This is a genomic window from Citrobacter sp. C1, from assembly GCF_014596895.2.
GTDB lineage: Bacteria > Pseudomonadota > Gammaproteobacteria > Enterobacterales > Enterobacteriaceae > Citrobacter > Citrobacter gillenii.
Window position 1 is genome coordinate 3,765,715 of the sequence record NZ_CP115035.1, and the last position, 16,220, is coordinate 3,781,934.

Consider the following 16,220-nt stretch of genomic DNA (forward strand, 5'->3'; position numbering starts at 1 on the left):
AAAACCGGTGCGTAATCATCACTAAAATGAATTAATTGTTAAACTGACGAAACAGGGCCTTGCCTTTTAGCAGACGTGCGCCGAGCCACCCACCGCATAATGAGAGCAGCAACGCCCCGCAAACCGGTAAGATGACCCACAGCCGCCAGTCAGGCTCCCACGGGAAATCAAACACGCGGGTTTGCAGAACCGCCAGCGCGGTTTCTGCGCCAATGGCCGCAACCAGCCCGGAGACCATCCCCAGCATGGCGAACTCGCACCAAAGCGTGGTGCGCAGCAATTTCTTGCCCGCCCCCAGCGTCCGCCAGACCACCAGTTCCTGATGCCGCTGACGCATGCCGACCTGCACCTGAGCCAGCAGCAGCAGCATGCCACAAGCGGTAACCAGCACCACCATCACCTCCAGCGCCCGGCTGACCTGTTCAAGCACCTGGCCAACCTGTTTGAGGATCGCGCCAATATCCAGCAGGCTGATGGTCGGAAACTCGCGGTTAAGCTGCGTCAGCATGCCGTTGCCATTTTCCCAACGGAAGCTGGTCAGCCAACTTTGCGGCTGCCCGTCCAACGCGCCCTGCGGGAAGATAAAGAAGAAGTTAGGCCGCAGGCTTTCCCAGTCCACCTTACGCAGGCTACTGACCGTAGCGCTGAAATCCTGGGTGTCACCCATAAAGGTCACGCGATCGCCAAGTTTGACGTTCAGTCGCTTCGCCAGCCCTTCTTCCATCGACACTTCACCTGCTTTTGGCGGCCAACTTCCGGCGGTTAACGGGTTATGATCCGGACGGGTATCCTGCCAGGTCAGGTTCAGTTCGCGGTTGAGCGACTCATCCTGATTACCTTCGGTTGCCTTGTCATTGATGGCGGTCAGACGCGCCCGCACAATCGGGTAGAACGACTCAGGGATCACCTGATGCTCGGACAGGAACGCCTTCAGCGGCCCCACTTGTTCAGTGGCAATATTGATGAGGAAGTAGTTCGGGCTTTCCGGCGGCATTTGCTGCTGCCAGCGGTCGAGCAGATCGCCCCGTAACACCAGCAACAGCGCCAGTAGCATAAAAGAGAGCGAAAAGGCCGACAGCTGACTCAGCGTTGACCACGGCTGGCGCAGTAAACGACTGACCGCCAGACGCAGCGGCAGCGAGGTGAGCGTCAGGCCGCGCAGCAGGTTGAGCAGCATCCAGCCCAGCACGCCGCACAACAGCGCCAGCACCACCGCACCGGCCAGCACCGCCCACAGTAGCATGCTTCCGCCCATCAGCCCGGCCAGCAGCGCAACCACCACGATCGTCGCCACGGGCAAATAGATCTTCAGCGGCCAGACGTTGGCCACCACGTCGCGGCGCAGCACCCGCAGCGGCTGCGTGGCCAGCAGCAGACGATAGGGACGCAGCCCGACCAGCAGTGAAATGACGGTCATGGTGCCGAACGCCCACAGCCACGGCCACAGGCTGGCAGGCGGCAATTCACCCGGTAAAACGGGCCTGAGCAGCAGCACCAGTATGCGTTCAAACAGCAGACCACACGCCCCGCCGGTGATACCGGACAACGCCAACACCATCAGCCACTGGCCGACAATCAGCTTGCGTAGCTGCGCCCTGCCCGCGCCGAGCGTTTTTAGTATCGCCACCAGATCGTAGCGGCTGCGGCAGTAATGATTCATCGCCACGGCAACGGCGGCAACCGCCAGCAGCAACGTTAACAGTGCCGACAGCAGCAGGAACTGTTGCGAGCGTTCGAGAGATTTCCCCAACGCGCCTTCATCTTGTTCCAGCCCGTACCAACGCTGCTCCGGTTTTAACTGCGGCAACAGCCACTTTTCATAATCTTCCAACTGCTGCGGCGTGCCGCCAAATTTATAACGCCAGGTCACACGGCTTCCAGGCTGGACGGCCCCGGTTTTTTCGACATCGGCAAGATTCATCATCAGACGCGGTGCTATCTGAAACGGGTTAAACCCGGAATCCGGCTCCTGTACCACCTCGCCAGCAATACGCAGCGTGGCGTCCCCGACATCAATGGCATCACCGATTTTCAAATTGAGCAGCGCCATCAGACGCGGGGCCAGCAGCACCGAACCGGGCTGCGGTTTCAGCCCTGGCGGGTTGGTTTGCAGCGCGCCATACAGGGGGTACACGTCATCCACCGCTTTGACGTTCGCCAGTTGCGGAGTATCGGCGGCAAAGGTCATGGTGGCGAAGGTCAGCTGTTCGCCCACCTTCAGGCCGCGCTGTCGCGCCTCGTCAATCCAGGCTTTCGGCACGTCCCGCGAGCTTTGCAGCGCCCGGTCGCCCGCCATAAATTCGCGGCTTTGCTGACTCAGCCCTTTTTCCATGCGGTCGCTGATATTCCCCAGCGCCAGCACGCAGGCCACCGCCAGGCTGAGCGCCAGCCAGACAATTAATAATGAGGGCGAGCGCCATTCGCGCCAGAACCAGCGTGCAATCATGCCTCCTCCTGTAGCAGCCCGTTGACCAGACGTAAACGCCGGTCGCAGCGCGCCGCCAGCTGCGGGTCATGCGTGACCAGAATCAGGGTGGTGCCGTGTTCACGGTTGAGAGAGAACAGCAGATCGGCAATTTTGTTTCCAGTTTGCCGGTCGAGGTTGCCCGTCGGCTCATCGGCAAACAGCACGTCCGGGCGTCCGTTAAACGCCCGCGCCAGCGCCACACGCTGCTGCTCCCCGCCGGACAGCTGGGCCGGAAGGTGGTCAAGGCGTTTGCCTAACCCCAATTGCTCCAGCAAAGCTTTGGCTCCAGCCTGACTGCTGCCACTGTTTTCCCCGCGCAATAACGCGGGTAGTTCGACGTTCTCGAGTGCGTTGAGGGTCGGAATGAGCATGAAGGACTGAAAGACAAAGCCGACATGCTGCGCGCGCAGCTGCGCCCGGGCTTCTTCGTCCATACTGTGCAACGGTTGCCCGACCAGGCTGACTTCGCCGCTTGTGCCATCGTCCAGCCCGGCGAGGATCGCCAGCAGCGTGGATTTCCCCGAACCCGACTCACCAATCAGCGCAATGGTCTCGGCGCGTTTGACAACCAGTTCAACTCCGGTAAGGATGGATAGCTCCTGATCACCCTGACCGACGGATTTCTTAAGATGATGAACTTCAACAATGTTTTCCGCTGGCATTTGCCCTTCCTGTTCCTGGTTCTGTTAACTTTCCGCGCCGCCGCGGCGGACACGTTATTAATTCTGGGTGACAGCCTGAGTGCCGGATACCGAATGTCGGCCAGCGCAGCGTGGCCAGCGCTGCTGCATGATAAATGGCAAAACAAAACATCGGTGGTGAATGCCAGCATTAGTGGCGACACCTCACAACAGGGCCTGGCGCGTCTGCCCGCATTACTGCAACAACACCAGCCACGCTGGGTGCTGGTAGAACTGGGCGGCAATGACGGCTTGCGCGGGTTTTCACCTGCGCAAACTGAACAAACCTTGCGTAAAATTTTACACGACGTCAAAGCGGCAAAGGCCGAACCGCTGCTGATGCAAATTCGTCTGCCAGCCAACTACGGTCGCCGTTATAATGAAACCTTTAGCGCAGTTTATCCAAAGCTCGCCAGCGAGTTTGATATTCCTCTGCTGCCCTTTTTTATGGAAGAGGTCTATCTGAAACCCCAATGGATGCAGGATGATGGTATCCACCCTAATCGTGACGCCCAGCCGTTTATCGCCGACTGGATGGTGAAACAACTCACACCTTTTCTATCCTAAATAATTCGAGTTGTATGAAGGCGGCAAGTGAGAGAGTTCCCAGGAGCATAGATAACTATGTGACTGGGGTGAGCGAGCGTAGCCAACGCACAGACAACTTGAAGTATGACGGATATAGTAAATCACGACTCGTAAAACAACGGAGATCCTGACAGGTAAAGTTATGCAAAAATCGGTCTTAATAACAGGATGTTCCAGTGGAATCGGCCTGGAAAGCGCGCTTGAGCTAAAGCGCCAGGGTTTTCAAATTCTGGCAGGCTGCCGCAAACCCGACGATGTCGCACGCATGAACGGTATGGGATTCACCGGCATCTTGCTGGATCTGGACTCTACAGAAAGCGTGGATCGCGCAGCCGATGAGGTGATCGCCCTGACCGATAATCGTTTGTATGGGATCTTTAATAACGCCGGATTCGGCGTGTATGGCCCGCTGCCGACCATCAGCCGTGAGCAGATGGAACAGCAGTTTTCCGCCAACTTCTTTGGTGCGCATCAGTTGACCATGCGCCTGCTGCCCGCCATGTTGCCCCACGGCGAAGGGCGTATTGTGATGACGTCATCGGTGATGGGCCTGATCTCCACGCCGGGACGTGGGGCCTATGCCGCCAGCAAATACGCGCTGGAAGCCTGGTCCGATGCGCTGCGTATGGAGTTACGCCACAGCGGCATCAAAGTCAGCTTGATTGAACCCGGCCCTATCCGCACCCGTTTCACTGAGAACGTTAACCAGACACAGAGCGATTCCCCGGTAGAAAACCCCGGTATTGCCGCACGGTTTACGTTAGGACCTGAGGCTGTGGTCGCCAAAGTGCGTCATGCTTTTGAGAGCGATAAACCGAAACTGCGCTACCCCGTCACCCTGGTGACCTGGGCAGTCATGCTGTTGAAGCGCCTGTTGCCAGGTCGCGTAATGGACAAAATTTTACAGGGCTGAGTTGAAGCCAGCGCGTCTGCCCCCATGTAAAAACAAATCGACGAATAGAGAGTGACTCCATGTCCGTACAAAATATTGTCAATATTAACGAATCTAACCTGCAGCAGACCCTTGAACTGTCGATGACCACGCCGGTCCTGTTCTATTTCTGGTCTGAACGCAGCCAGCACTGTCAGCAATTGACGCCGGTGCTGGAAAGCCTGGTCGCGCAGTACAACGGTCAGTTTATTCTCGCCAAGCTGGACTGCGACGCCGAGCAGATGATCGCCTCGCAGTTTGGCCTGCGCGCCATCCCAACGGTGTATCTGTTCCAGAACGGTCAGCCGGTGGACGGTTTCCAGGGTCCGCAGCCGGAAGAGGTGATCCGTGCGCTGCTCGAGAAAGTCCTGCCAAGTGAAGAAGAGCTGAAAGCACGCCAGGCCATCGAATTCATTGAAGCTGGCAACCACGCTGACGCACTGCCGCTGCTGAAAGAAGCCTGGCAGATGTCCAACCAGAGCAGCGAAATTGGCCTGCTGCTGGCAGAAACGCAAATCGCCCTGAACCGCTCCGACGATGCCGAAGCGGTGCTGAAAACCATTCCGTTACAGGATCAGGACACCCGCTATCAGGGTCTGGTCGCCCAAATTGAACTGCTGAAGCAGGCAGCGGACACGCCGGAAATCCAACTGTTGCAGCAGCAGGTAGCAGACAACCCGCAGGATGCCGCACTGGCCACCCAACTGGCGATCCAACTGCATCAGGTCGGACGTAACGAAGAAGCGCTGGAGCTGCTGTTCAGCCACCTGAGAAAAGATCTTGCTGCCGCTGACGGCCAGGCGCGTAAGACCTTCCAGGAGATCCTCGCCGCATTGGGCACCGGCGATGCGCTGGCGTCGAAGTATCGTCGTCAGCTGTACGCGTTGTTGTACTAATCCGCGTGATGTTGCCCGATGGCGCTTGCGCCTATCGGGCCTACAAATTCTACAAATACCGATCCCGTAGGCCGGATAAGGCGGTAGCCGCCATCCGGCTTCACATTACGTCTTCTTCAGATGCGTTACGACTAATTGGTGACGCGAATTATAGAACTTCCGATAGGTTAAATAGCAGGCGATAATGGTCGACAGGCTGGCGGTAGAAAGCAGCATGAAGGTCACCATAATCTGATATTTGATCGCTTTTACCGGATCGATACCGGCAAAGATTAACCCAGACATCATCCCCGGCAAGCTCACCAGACCGACGGTTTTCGCGGAATCAATGGTTGGGATCAACGACGCACGAATACTGTCGCGAATTAACGGCGCGGAGGCAATCTTCGGCGTGGCGCCGAGACTCAACTTTTCCTGAATTTGCTGCTGTTCGCTGTTAAATCGCTGGCCCAGATTGTTATAACACAGCCCGACCGCCACCATCGCGTTGCCCGCAATCATGCCGGAAATCGGGATCACCTGCATCGGCGTGAACGCAATGGAGCCTGACAGCACCAGTACCGCCAGCGTCAGTCCGGCCCCTGCCGTTATTGCAATAAACGACGAGATAAAGGCGTTGCCGATATATTTACTGCGTTTTTGCGCGTTATAGGCGGCGTTAAGACAGATAAACAGCACCATCAATAAGGTCAGAATACTGTGATTCACGCCAAAGATATATTTCAGCACGTAGCCGACGATAATAAGCTGGATAACCGCCCGACATACGCTCCAGAGAATATCTTTTTCCAGCGCCAGTTTTTCTTTATGGCTAATCAGAATAGCCACCACCACCAGCATCATCGCTAATGCCAGCGACTCATTGGTAATATTATGCTCGTTCATTGCGTGTTTCCTGCATTTTTCCGGCATGCGGTTGGAGGGTTATGACATTATCCGCATGATTAATTTCATCTTTGTCGTGCGTCACCCACAACACCGCCATATTTTTCTCGCGAACGTAGCGATGTATAAGCTCATTTACATTCCGCTTATTGGTTTCATCCAGCGCGCTGGTGATTTCATCGAGCAGCAGAATTTTGGGCAAAAACTGCAAATTACGAATGAGCGAGACACGTTGCTTTTCACCGCCGGACAGTTCATTGATGCCCTTTTTGAGGATCGTCTCGGGCAGCTCAAAGCGCGCCAGATCGGCGAGAAACGCCTCTTCTTGTGGGTGTTTATGCCGAATTTGCCACGGAAAAATGAGATTGTCGTAAACGGTGTCGCCAAACAATGCGGGGGTTTGCGCACAATACGAGACCTGCTGTCGATACGCTTCGGGTTTGAGCGTGGATATCTCCTTTCCCTCAAAGAGGATCTCACCGTTGCTTGGGCTAATTAACGAGGCCACAATCTTCAGCAATGTGCTTTTACCGCAGCCGGATGGGCCTGTTATGAGCTTAAATTCCCCGGCGTGGAGATTAAAACAGATATTATTGAGAATCTTCGTGTTACCCGCCTGCCAGCCGACATCGTTGAGCTGGAGCAAAATACTGCTTTCTTCCATTATCATTCCCTTTTCACCGCTTTCGTGCAGACAGTCTATCCCTGTAATTTATTATTGGGGAGCCACCTTGATAAATCGGGTATAATTTGACTTATCAGGCAGTAAAGGACAGCGTAACAGGAGGTTTTATCGATGCTCATTTTCATCCCCATTCTCATTTTTGTCGCGCTGGTGATTGTTGGCGCAGGCGTCAAAATCGTCCCTCAGGGATACCAGTGGACGGTGGAACGCTTTGGTCGTTACACCAAAACCCTGCAGCCAGGCTTAAGCCTCGTGGTACCGTTCATGGACCGGATTGGTCGTAAGATCAATATGATGGAGCAGGTTCTCGATATTCCGTCGCAGGAAGTTATCTCCAAAGATAACGCCAACGTATCCATCGATGCGGTGTGCTTTATTCAGGTGATCGATGCGCCAAAAGCGGCGTATGAAGTCAGCAATCTGGAACTGGCGATCATCAACCTGACGATGACCAACATCCGTACCGTTCTCGGCTCGATGGAGCTGGACGAAATGCTTTCCCAGCGCGACAACATCAATACGCGTTTGCTGCATATCGTTGATGAAGCCACCAACCCGTGGGGCATCAAAATTACCCGTATTGAAATCCGCGATGTGCGCCCACCGGCCGAGCTTATCGACGCCATGAACGCCCAGATGAAAGCCGAACGAACCAAGCGCGCCTATATTCTTGAGGCCGAAGGGATCCGCCAGGCCGAAATCGTCAAGGCCGAAGGTGAGAAGCAGTCGAAAATCCTGAAAGCGGAAGGTGAACGCCAGTCCGCGTTCTTGCAGGCCGAAGCGCGCGAACGTTCCGCCGAAGCTGAAGCCCGTGCAACGCAGATGGTGTCTGAGGCCATTGCCGCCGGGGATATTCAAGCCGTGAACTACTTCGTGGCACAGAGATACACCGAAGCGCTGCAACAAATCGGTTCGTCCAATAACAGCAAAGTGGTGATGATGCCGCTGGATGCCAGCAGCCTGATGGGCTCCATTGCCGGTATTAGCGAACTGATTAAGGACAGCGCCAGCGAGCGGAACAAATCATGATTGCGATGATTCTGGTTCATCCACACCTCTTCTGGCTCAGCCTCGGCGGTCTGTTACTGGCCGCTGAGATGTTGGGCGGCAACGGCTATCTGCTGTGGAGCGGTGTGGCGGCAGTCATCACCGGTCTGGTCGTCTGGCTATTGCCGCTCGACTGGGCGTGGCAGGGCGCGATGTTCGCCGTCTTAACGCTGCTGGCAGCCTGGCTGTGGTGGAAGTGGTTGGCAAAGCGTGTGCAGGAACAAAAACCGGCAGACAGCCATCTCAACCAGCGCGGACAGCAACTGGTCGGCCGCCGGTTTGTGCTGGAAACGGCGCTGGTGAACGGGCGCGGACATATGCGCGTGGGCGACAGCTCCTGGCCGGTCAGCGCGCGTGACGATTTGAGTGCAGGAACACAGGTTGAGGTGATTGCCGTTGAAGGCATTACCCTGATTATCAGAGCCTTATAACCCACATAATGACAGGAATAAAGATTATGGTCAGGAAGACATCCCTCGCCTTTGCCGTGTGTACCTTGCTGGCGGGTGCCCCACAGGCATTCGCCTCTTTTGATATGGAAGATTGCAAATGGAGCGATGCGAGCTGTCTGCTGAAAGGCATCCCGGTACTCAGCCCGGAAAACGACTCCCGTGATAACCTGCTGCGTCTGTTGAGCCAGGAAAAATCATTCACCCTGCCAGTGCAGTCACTGCCTGCGGATGTTACCCGCTCCCGCGATTACTATTTTGCATATCATCCACAGTGGGATGAAATATCTCCGCCGCCAGCCGACGCCCCAGTGCAAAGCAAAGATGATACGCTTGCCCGCCAGATGGCCGAACTGCAGATTACCGTCGAAGAGACAAACGCCGACGACGCAGAGCATGAGAACCGCCATGTGTCGAATACGACAGCCAGCGTCAGCCAATTCTTTGCCGCACTGCTGGCGGATACTACGTTAACAGCTGAACAACGCCAGGCGTTAGCCCGGGCACGCCTGGGACTACTGTCCGGCGCGAGCGCTGAGCAAATTACATCCTCGCTTGCCACCATCCCTGCCGACGCCTCTGCGCAACAATACAAAACCTATCTGATCGCCGCCGCCCGTTTCTACGAAGGCGACTACGTCACTGCCGAACAGGATTTCACGCAGCTAGCCACCAGCAGTAGTCCGTGGCTGGCAGAAACCGCGCAATATATGCTGATGCGCACCGCGCTGAACAGAAGCAGCCAGAACAGCGTCGGTGAATACGGCGATTTTGATAGTGCAAAAATCAACCGCCAGGATGCCAGCCAGGCGCAAACTCAGGCCCAGGCTTATCTGCAACGCTTCCCGCATGGGCTGTACGCCGACTCCGCACGCGGCATGCTGCGCCGGATTAACTGGTATTTGCAGGCATGGCCGCCGCTGGCTGGGCTGTATGAACAAGCCTTCCAGCAGACAACCGACGCACAGCAGCTGCGCGAAACGGTCATCGAATACGATAATGTTTTCGGTATGCAATTCTTTGAAGGCCCCGTGGTGGAGGCCTTCCCCGACGCGCCGCTGGTCAGCTATATCGAGTTGCTGCGCGCGCTGCGTCTGAACAACGACAACAAACCGACGCTGACGCAGGCCCAGCTTGATGCCAGCAAACCGGTGTTTGAAAAGGGGGGCAAACTCGCCCTGTGGCAGGATCTACAGCTGAATCTGTGGATGGCAACGGGCAATTACGCGGCCATTGTGCAGGCGGTGACCCCGGCGCAAAAACTCCCCGCACACGACATTCTCGCCTTCAGTGAGCAGGTGATGTACGGAGAAGCGCTGATGGGGCAACAGCAGTGGCCCGCCGCCCGCGCGTTCTGGCAGCAGCTACTGAAAATCAGTCAGGACCCCGAACAGCAGCAGTATGTACAGGCCAAGCTGGCGGCAACGCTGGTTTACAGCGGCGACATTGCGTCTATTTTCGCCCCGGACAGCGTGGTGACGAACCTGCGTTTTCGTTCGCAGGTGCTAAAAGCACAGGCAACACCAGAGCTGCTGCGCCAGCAGGCCACTCGCGGCCCCAACAACGAAGAACGCACCATCGCCCTGCATACATTGTTGGTACGCGATCTCACCGAGAATCGTTTTAGCGACTGGTTGAATGACAAAAAGCTGGCTGGCGCGATTACGCCACCGGTGATTGGCGAGTCGTTTGCTGATGTAAATCTGAGTACCTTTGACTGGAACGGCGACGCCGCCCAGGCCGGTTATACCTGCCGTAGCCTCGATGAAACGGTCACTGTGCTAAGCAAAAAAGCGGATGATGCCCACGCGCTGAACTGCCTGGGGGAATTCTTCCGTACTTCGCAAACCCATGTGGATCTGCAGGCAGACAGTGCCGGTAACGACGTGCTGGGCACGGCCATCTCACGCAAAGAGCCGTTCGGGCAGTTTGACCGCCAGCGTTATTATCAGCAGGTGATCGCCTCCCCCAACGCAGAAGTCGAAGACAAGAGTTTTGCGCTGTACCGGGCCATCATGTGCTATGCGCCATCAGGTTATAACGAATGCGGCGGTGAAGAGGTGGACAAGTCGCAGCGTAAAGACTGGTACACACAGTTGAAGACGCAGTATCCAGGAAGCCCGTGGGCGCAAAAACTCAAATACTACTGGTAATTGCGCTGCTGAGCGGACAGGCTCAGGCCGCAGAAACGGTAGCTGCCCGTGAACATCAGGCCTTTTGGTTATGGTCCGGGGTAAAAGCCAGCCACGAGCTGCGGGACGCGCAAACGGTGTATCTGCACCAGGGGGAAGTGCTGACCCGCTCGGGCCAGGTGGTTTTTCAGCGTCTGGGTCTGCCGGTCAGCCGCCTGACCTTTCCGTCAATTTGGCTGACCGTGCGTTTTACTACCCTCGACGTGCCGGATGCGATCCCGGCACGTATCGTGCGGCTGTTGCAGCGCTGGCAGGCCGCAGGCAACCACGTGGTCGGTCTACAGGTTGATTTTGACGCGGCAACCCATCAGCTCGCTGATTACGCCCGATTTCTGCAACAGCTGCGCCAACAGCTGCCGCCGGAGTTCGCTCTTGGGGTAACCGGACTGCTGGACTGGGCCAAGACCGGCGATGTCGCCACGCTGAATGCGCTACCGGTTGATGAACTGGTGGTGCAGAGCTATCAGGGACGTCACACGGTAGCCAATTATCAGGCGTATCTGCCCGCATTCACCCGGTTACGCATTCCGTTTAAGCTCGGGCTGGTACAACACGGTAGTCGGAATGTGCAGGCGGAAGCGCAGTTGGAGACATCACCGTGGTATCGCGGCACGGTGGTCTTTATGCTGCAACCGCCTCGCCTTTAGGCCTTCGCTTTGTGGTGGCAGCAGCCGGAGAGATTATCGATGATCGGGCATTCGGCGCTGTCATCGCCGGGACAGCTGTCCGCCAGCGCCAGCAAATGCGTGCGCATCGCCTGGAGTTCGTTAATGTGCCGCTCAATGTCCGCCACTTTTTCCAGGGTGCGCTTTTTCACATCCGCGCTGTGGCGTGCCGGATCGTTAAACAGGTTTACCAGCTCACCGCACTCTTCAAGGTTAAAGCCAACCTGCCGCGCCTGACGCAGCAACGTCAGTTCGTTCAGATGTTGTTGCGTATAGGTGCGGTATCCGTTTTCGCTGCGCAGCGGCGGCGTCACCAGCCCTTTCTCTTCATAAAAGCGGATAGCTTTACTGGTTAAACCGGTTTTTTTAGCAACATCGGATATATTCACATCTTCCCCCTTGACCTTCCCCTTGATGGAAGGTTTAACCTTTATAACAGTTAGTCAAAACGATTGCCAAGGTCAATAAACCACCGACCAATCATAGAGGATTATTGTTATGTCTCAAACCATCGACCTGACCCTGGACGGATTGTCCTGTGGTCACTGCGTTAAACGCGTCAAAGAAAGTCTCGAACAACGTCCGGACGTTGAGCAAGCGGATGTCACTGTTACCGAAGCACACGTTACCGGTAGCGCCAGCGCTGAAGCGTTAATTGAAACCATCAAACAAGCCGGCTATGGCGCAGAGTTAAGCCACCCAAAGGCTAAACCGCTGGCGGAGTCATCAATCCCGTCGGAAGCGCTGACAGCGGTCTCTTCTGAGCTTCCGGTAGCGACGGCTGAAGATGACAGCCAACAGTTGTTGTTGAGCGGCATGAGCTGCGCCAGCTGTGTTTCCCGGGTACAAAATGCGTTGCAAAACGTACCGGGCGTCACGCAGGCACGGGTAAATCTGGCGGAGCGTACTGCGCTGGTAATGGGCAGCGCTTCCGCCGAAGAATTAGTCCAGGCCGTAGAGAAGGCCGGCTACGGCGCTGAAGCCATCGAAGACGATGTTAAACGTCGTGAACGCCAGCAGGAAACGGCCGTTGCCACCATGAAACGCTTTCGCTGGCAGGCAGCCGTTGCGCTGCTGCTGGGCGTACCTGTGATGGTGTGGGGCATGATGGGCGATAACATGATGGTCACCGCCGATAACCGTAGCCTGTGGCTGGTCATCGGTCTGGCGACGCTCGCCGTGATGGTCTTCGCAGGCGGTCACTTTTACCGCAGCGCATGGAAAAGCCTGATGAACGGCACCGCCACCATGGATACCCTGGTGGCGCTCGGAACCGGGGTGGCCTGGCTCTATTCAATGAGCGTTAACCTCTGGCCGCAGTGGTTCCCGATGGAAGCACGCCACCTCTATTATGAAGCCAGTGCGATGATTATCGGTCTGATTAACCTCGGACATATGCTGGAGGCGCGCGCCCGTCAACGCTCCTCCAAAGCACTGGAAAAACTGCTCGACCTCACGCCACCGACCGCGCGCGTGGTAACAGAAGAAGGCGAAAAAAACGTCCCACTGGCTGATGTTCAGGCAGGCATGTTACTGCGCCTGACCACCGGTGACCGCGTCCCGGTGGACGGTGAAATCACCCAAGGCGAAGCCTGGCTGGATGAAGCCATGCTCACCGGCGAGCCAATCCCACAACAAAAAGGCGAAGGCGACAGCGTCCACGCCGGTACGGTGGTTCAGGATGGCAGCGTGCTGTTCCGCGCCAGCGCTGTCGGCAGCCATACCACCCTGTCGCGCATTATTCGCATGGTCCGTCAGGCGCAAAGCAGCAAGCCAGAGATTGGCAAGCTGGCTGACCGCATCTCCTCGGTGTTCGTTCCGGTGGTGGTAGTGATTGCGCTGGTCAGCGCCGCAATCTGGTATTTCTTTGGCCCGGCACCGCAGATTGTCTATACGCTGGTGATTGCCACCACCGTACTGATTATCGCCTGCCCGTGTGCGCTGGGTCTGGCAACACCGATGTCGATTATTTCCGGGGTCGGTCGTGCCGCAGAGTTTGGTGTTCTGGTCCGCGACGCCGATGCGCTGCAGCGTGCCAGTACGCTTGATACCGTGGTGTTTGATAAAACCGGGACGCTGACCGAAGGGAAACCGCAGGTTGTCGCCATCAAAACTTTCGGTGATATCGATGAAGCGCAGGCCATCCGTCTGGCCGCAGCCCTTGAACAGGGTTCCAGCCACCCGCTGGCCCGCGCGATTCTGGATAAAGCCGGCGATGCGGCCCTGCCGCAGGTCAATGGGTTCCGTACGCTGCGCGGCTTAGGCGTTAGCGGTGAAGCGGAAGGTCATAGGCTGCTGCTGGGCAACCAGACGCTGCTCCATGAACAGCAGGTGGTCACCACAGAGATGGAAGCTGAAATCACCGCGCAGGCCACTCAGGGGTCGACTCCGGTGCTGCTGGCGATTGACGGCAAAGCGGCCGCACTGCTCGCGGTACGTGACCCGCTGCGCAGCGACAGCGTGGCGGCACTGCAGCGTTTGCACCGCGCCGGGTATCGTCTGGTGATGCTCACCGGTGACAACCCAACCACCGCTAACGCTATTGCCAAAGAAGCAGGCATCGACGAGGTGATCGCGGGCGTTCTGCCGGACGGAAAAGCAGAGGCGATTAAACGCCTGCAAAGCCAGGGACATCAGGTGGCGATGGTCGGTGATGGGATCAACGATGCGCCAGCACTTGCCCAGGCTGATGTAGGGATTGCCATGGGCGGTGGCAGCGATGTCGCCATTGAAACCGCGGCGATTACGCTGATGCGCCATAGCCTGATGGGCGTAGCGGATGCGCTGTCTATCTCGCGGGCCACCCTGCGGAACATGAAGCAAAATCTGCTCGGCGCATTTATCTATAACAGCATTGGTATTCCCGTTGCCGCCGGGATCCTGTGGCCGTTTACCGGTACCCTGCTTAACCCAGTGGTGGCCGGGGCGGCGATGGCGCTCTCTTCCATCACCGTGGTAAGCAACGCGAACCGACTGCTGCGCTTTAAACCCAAAGAGTAACCGTGTGCCGGATGACGCTAACGCTTATCCGGCCTACAAAATGCAGGTGATATCGTAGGCCGGATAAGACGCTTTCGCGTCGCCATCCGGCGATTCACGCATTGCACCTTCCCGGACCACGCGCTAGCATGGGATTTTTCAACGGGAGGTCGTATGGATCTGTTATACCGGGTAAAAGCATTATGGTCTGCACTACGCGGTCACCATTATACCTGGCCTGCTATCGACATCTCGTTGCCCGGTAATCGCCATTTTCATCTGATTGGCAGTATTCATATGGGCAGCCGTGAAATGGCCCCTCTGCCCGCCAAACTCCTGAAAAAGCTCTACCGCGCCGACGCGCTGATCGTCGAAGCCGATGTCTCCGGTGACGATGCGCCGTTTGCTAACCTGCCCACGTTTACCGCTCTGGAAGACCGCATCAGCGACGAGCAGCTCCGCCACGTGCAAAAAGTCAGCGCTGAGTTGGGCATTTCACCTTCCCTGTTTTCCACCCAACCTTTGTGGCAAATCGCCATGATATTGCAGGCTACCCAGGCGCAGCAGTTGGGGTTACGTGCGGAATACGGAATTGATTACCAACTGCTGAAACAGGCGAAGCAGGCGCAAAAGCCGGTTATCGAGCTGGAAGGTGCTGCCAGCCAAATCGATCTTTTATGTCAGCTACCGGATAACGGTCTGGCGTTGCTGGACGATACCCTGACACACTGGCATACCAATGCCCGTCTGCTGCAACAGATGATGGGTTGGTGGTTAAAAACACCGCCGCAGAATAACGATCTCACGTTACCCAATACGTTCAGTCAGTCGTTATATGACGTCCTGATGCACCAGCGAAATGAGGCATGGCGGGACAAGCTTAACGCGTTGCCCGCAGGCCATTATGTGGTGGCAGTAGGCGCACTGCATCTTTATGGAGAAGGGAATTTGCCGGAGATGTTGCGATAAAAAAATGGCCAATATTTCTATTGGCCCGTCAAAGAGGAATTTCATCATTATTATTATGCCGACGCTTAAAGCATCGGTGTAGGTCGATTGTCGCTCAAAGTCAGCATCCTGCCAATACTATTGCGCAAGATGGTACTATTTTTTCGACCGCCATCAGGCGTATGCTTTGGTCGTATTTTGTCTGAGCCAGGAAAAATTGCTATGACACCCGCCGTTAAATTACTCGAAAAAAACAACATTTCGTTCCAGATCCACACCTATGACCACGATCCGTCCGAGACTAATTTTGGTGATGAAGTGGTACGTAAACTGGGTCTGAATGCAGATCAGGTCTATAAAACGCTGCTGGTTGCCGTGAATGGCGATATGAAACATCTGGCCGTCGCCGTCACGCCGGTAGCCGGACAGTTGGATCTGAAAAAGGTCGCCAAGGCGCTGGGCGCGAAAAAGGTCGACATGGCCGACCCGATGGTGGCGCAGCGTACCACCGGCTATCTGGTGGGCGGCATCAGCCCATTAGGGCAGAAAAAAAGATTGCCGACGCTTATCGACGCCCCCGCCCAGACATTTGACACCATTTATGTTTCCGGCGGCAAACGCGGGCTGGATATTGAACTGGCGGCGGACGATTTGGCCAAAATTCTGGATGCGAAATTCGCCGATATCGCACGCCGCGATTAACCTGTTTTGGAATGATTGCCTGATGGCGCGCAGCTTTAAGGCCTACAACTGAATACTCTACAGGGCGTTATTGGTGAAGGCAGTTTGGACTCGGCCAGCGCGTAGG

The 16,220-nt window shown here is 56.3% G+C and carries 15 protein-coding genes; 10 read left to right on the plus strand and 5 right to left on the minus strand.

The genetic code is table 11. From position 1 onward, the window contains the following. Nucleotides 1–31 precede the first annotated feature (31 nt). On the minus strand, nt 32–2,446 hold the full coding sequence (gene ybbP / locus IB214_RS18225) for a putative ABC transporter permease subunit YbbP (protein ID WP_117342151.1): 2,415 nt from the start codon (nt 2,444–2,446) through the stop codon (nt 32–34). Next, the gene (ybbA, locus tag IB214_RS18230) at nt 2,443–3,129 is read right to left on the minus strand and encodes a putative ABC transporter ATP-binding protein YbbA (RefSeq protein ID WP_117342150.1); all 687 of its coding nucleotides are present in this window, start codon (nt 3,127–3,129) and stop codon (nt 2,443–2,445) included. The genes ybbP and ybbA overlap by 4 nt, the downstream gene beginning before the upstream one ends. Between ybbA and tesA the strand changes: the two genes are divergently transcribed. The 3 genes from tesA (at nt 3,100) to IB214_RS18245 (ending at nt 5,562) form a co-directional block, all read left to right on the plus strand. Further along, complete coding sequence (gene tesA / locus IB214_RS18235) at nt 3,100–3,714, plus strand: multifunctional acyl-CoA thioesterase I/protease I/lysophospholipase L1 (RefSeq protein ID WP_135953037.1); 615 nt, start codon at nt 3,100–3,102, stop codon at nt 3,712–3,714. The two genes, ybbA and tesA, sit on opposite strands and share 30 nt — an antisense overlap. 163 nt (nt 3,715–3,877) lie before the next feature. After that, complete coding sequence (locus IB214_RS18240; RefSeq protein ID WP_096758010.1) at nt 3,878–4,648, plus strand: SDR family oxidoreductase; 771 nt, start codon at nt 3,878–3,880, stop codon at nt 4,646–4,648. A 59-nt stretch (nt 4,649–4,707) separates the two neighbouring features. Beyond that, nucleotides 4,708–5,562, plus strand: a complete 855-nt coding sequence (locus IB214_RS18245; protein WP_115259180.1) for a co-chaperone YbbN — start codon at nt 4,708–4,710, stop codon at nt 5,560–5,562. Nucleotides 5,563–5,667: 105 nt separating this feature from the next. Here IB214_RS18245 and fetB read toward each other — a convergent pair whose 3' ends face one another. Continuing rightward, nucleotides 5,668–6,447 (minus strand): iron export ABC transporter permease subunit FetB, encoded by a 780-nt coding sequence (gene fetB / locus IB214_RS18250; RefSeq protein WP_117342149.1) that lies wholly within the window; start codon nt 6,445–6,447, stop codon nt 5,668–5,670. Next, nucleotides 6,434–7,111, minus strand: a complete 678-nt coding sequence (gene fetA, locus IB214_RS18255; protein WP_117342148.1) for an iron ABC transporter ATP-binding protein FetA — start codon at nt 7,109–7,111, stop codon at nt 6,434–6,436. Before fetA ends, fetB begins: the two co-directional genes overlap by 14 nt. A 132-nt stretch (nt 7,112–7,243) precedes the next feature. On the opposite strand from fetA, the gene IB214_RS18260 reads away from it, so the two are divergent. From IB214_RS18260 to IB214_RS18275, 4 genes are read left to right on the plus strand one after another with little or no spacing between them, the layout of a single operon-like run. Next, the gene (locus IB214_RS18260; RefSeq protein WP_117342147.1) at nt 7,244–8,161 is read left to right on the plus strand and encodes an SPFH domain-containing protein; all 918 of its coding nucleotides are present in this window, start codon (nt 7,244–7,246) and stop codon (nt 8,159–8,161) included. Continuing rightward, a complete protein-coding gene (locus IB214_RS18265) occupies nt 8,158–8,610 on the plus strand; it encodes an NfeD family protein (protein WP_117342146.1) in 453 nt (150 codons plus the stop codon). Before IB214_RS18260 ends, IB214_RS18265 begins: the two co-directional genes overlap by 4 nt. Nucleotides 8,611–8,636: 26 nt before the next feature. Beyond that, nucleotides 8,637–10,781, plus strand: coding sequence for a hypothetical protein (locus IB214_RS18270; protein ID WP_117342145.1), 2,145 nt, complete (start codon nt 8,637–8,639; stop codon nt 10,779–10,781). Then, nucleotides 10,751–11,467 carry a DUF3142 domain-containing protein gene (locus tag IB214_RS18275; RefSeq protein ID WP_117342144.1) on the plus strand — a complete coding sequence of 239 codons (717 nt, stop codon included), beginning with the start codon at nt 10,751–10,753 and terminating at the stop codon, nt 11,465–11,467. Before IB214_RS18270 ends, IB214_RS18275 begins: the two co-directional genes overlap by 31 nt. Here IB214_RS18275 and cueR read toward each other — a convergent pair. Then, on the minus strand, nt 11,464–11,874 hold the full coding sequence (gene cueR, locus IB214_RS18280; RefSeq protein ID WP_096758018.1) for a Cu(I)-responsive transcriptional regulator: 411 nt from the start codon (nt 11,872–11,874) through the stop codon (nt 11,464–11,466). The genes IB214_RS18275 and cueR overlap by 4 nt on opposite strands. A 109-nt stretch (nt 11,875–11,983) precedes the next feature. Between cueR and copA the strand changes: the two genes are divergently transcribed. The 3 genes from copA (at nt 11,984) to ybaK (ending at nt 16,114) form a co-directional block, all read left to right on the plus strand. Next, a complete protein-coding gene (gene copA / locus IB214_RS18285; RefSeq protein WP_117342143.1) occupies nt 11,984–14,485 on the plus strand; it encodes a copper-exporting P-type ATPase CopA in 2,502 nt (833 codons plus the stop codon). Nucleotides 14,486–14,638: 153 nt separating this feature from the next. Beyond that, on the plus strand, nt 14,639–15,433 hold the full coding sequence (locus IB214_RS18290) for a TraB/GumN family protein (RefSeq protein ID WP_117342142.1): 795 nt from the start codon (nt 14,639–14,641) through the stop codon (nt 15,431–15,433). A 201-nt stretch (nt 15,434–15,634) separates the two neighbouring features. Continuing rightward, the gene (ybaK, locus tag IB214_RS18295) at nt 15,635–16,114 is read left to right on the plus strand and encodes a Cys-tRNA(Pro)/Cys-tRNA(Cys) deacylase YbaK (RefSeq protein WP_117342141.1); all 480 of its coding nucleotides are present in this window, start codon (nt 15,635–15,637) and stop codon (nt 16,112–16,114) included. The last annotated feature ends 106 nt before the right edge of the window (nt 16,115–16,220 follow it).

What these genes read in the sequence shown, in the direction of transcription:
- ybbP (WP_117342151.1), bottom strand. Translation starts at nt 2,446, where the DNA reads ATGATTGCACGCTGGTTCTGGCGCGAATGGCGCTCGCCCTCATTATTA.
- tesA (WP_135953037.1), top strand. Translation starts at nt 3,100, where the DNA reads ATGAACTTCAACAATGTTTTCCGCTGGCATTTGCCCTTCCTGTTCCTG.
- ybbA (WP_117342150.1), bottom strand. Translation starts at nt 3,129, where the DNA reads ATGCCAGCGGAAAACATTGTTGAAGTTCATCATCTTAAGAAATCCGTC.
- IB214_RS18240 (WP_096758010.1), top strand. Translation starts at nt 3,878, where the DNA reads ATGCAAAAATCGGTCTTAATAACAGGATGTTCCAGTGGAATCGGCCTG.
- IB214_RS18245 (WP_115259180.1), top strand. Translation starts at nt 4,708, where the DNA reads ATGTCCGTACAAAATATTGTCAATATTAACGAATCTAACCTGCAGCAG.
- fetB (WP_117342149.1), bottom strand. Translation starts at nt 6,447, where the DNA reads ATGAACGAGCATAATATTACCAATGAGTCGCTGGCATTAGCGATGATG.
- fetA (WP_117342148.1), bottom strand. Translation starts at nt 7,111, where the DNA reads ATGGAAGAAAGCAGTATTTTGCTCCAGCTCAACGATGTCGGCTGGCAG.
- IB214_RS18260 (WP_117342147.1), top strand. Translation starts at nt 7,244, where the DNA reads ATGCTCATTTTCATCCCCATTCTCATTTTTGTCGCGCTGGTGATTGTT.
- IB214_RS18265 (WP_117342146.1), top strand. Translation starts at nt 8,158, where the DNA reads ATGATTGCGATGATTCTGGTTCATCCACACCTCTTCTGGCTCAGCCTC.
- IB214_RS18270 (WP_117342145.1), top strand. Translation starts at nt 8,637, where the DNA reads ATGGTCAGGAAGACATCCCTCGCCTTTGCCGTGTGTACCTTGCTGGCG.
- copA (WP_117342143.1), top strand. Translation starts at nt 11,984, where the DNA reads ATGTCTCAAACCATCGACCTGACCCTGGACGGATTGTCCTGTGGTCAC.
- IB214_RS18290 (WP_117342142.1), top strand. Translation starts at nt 14,639, where the DNA reads ATGGATCTGTTATACCGGGTAAAAGCATTATGGTCTGCACTACGCGGT.
- ybaK (WP_117342141.1), top strand. Translation starts at nt 15,635, where the DNA reads ATGACACCCGCCGTTAAATTACTCGAAAAAAACAACATTTCGTTCCAG.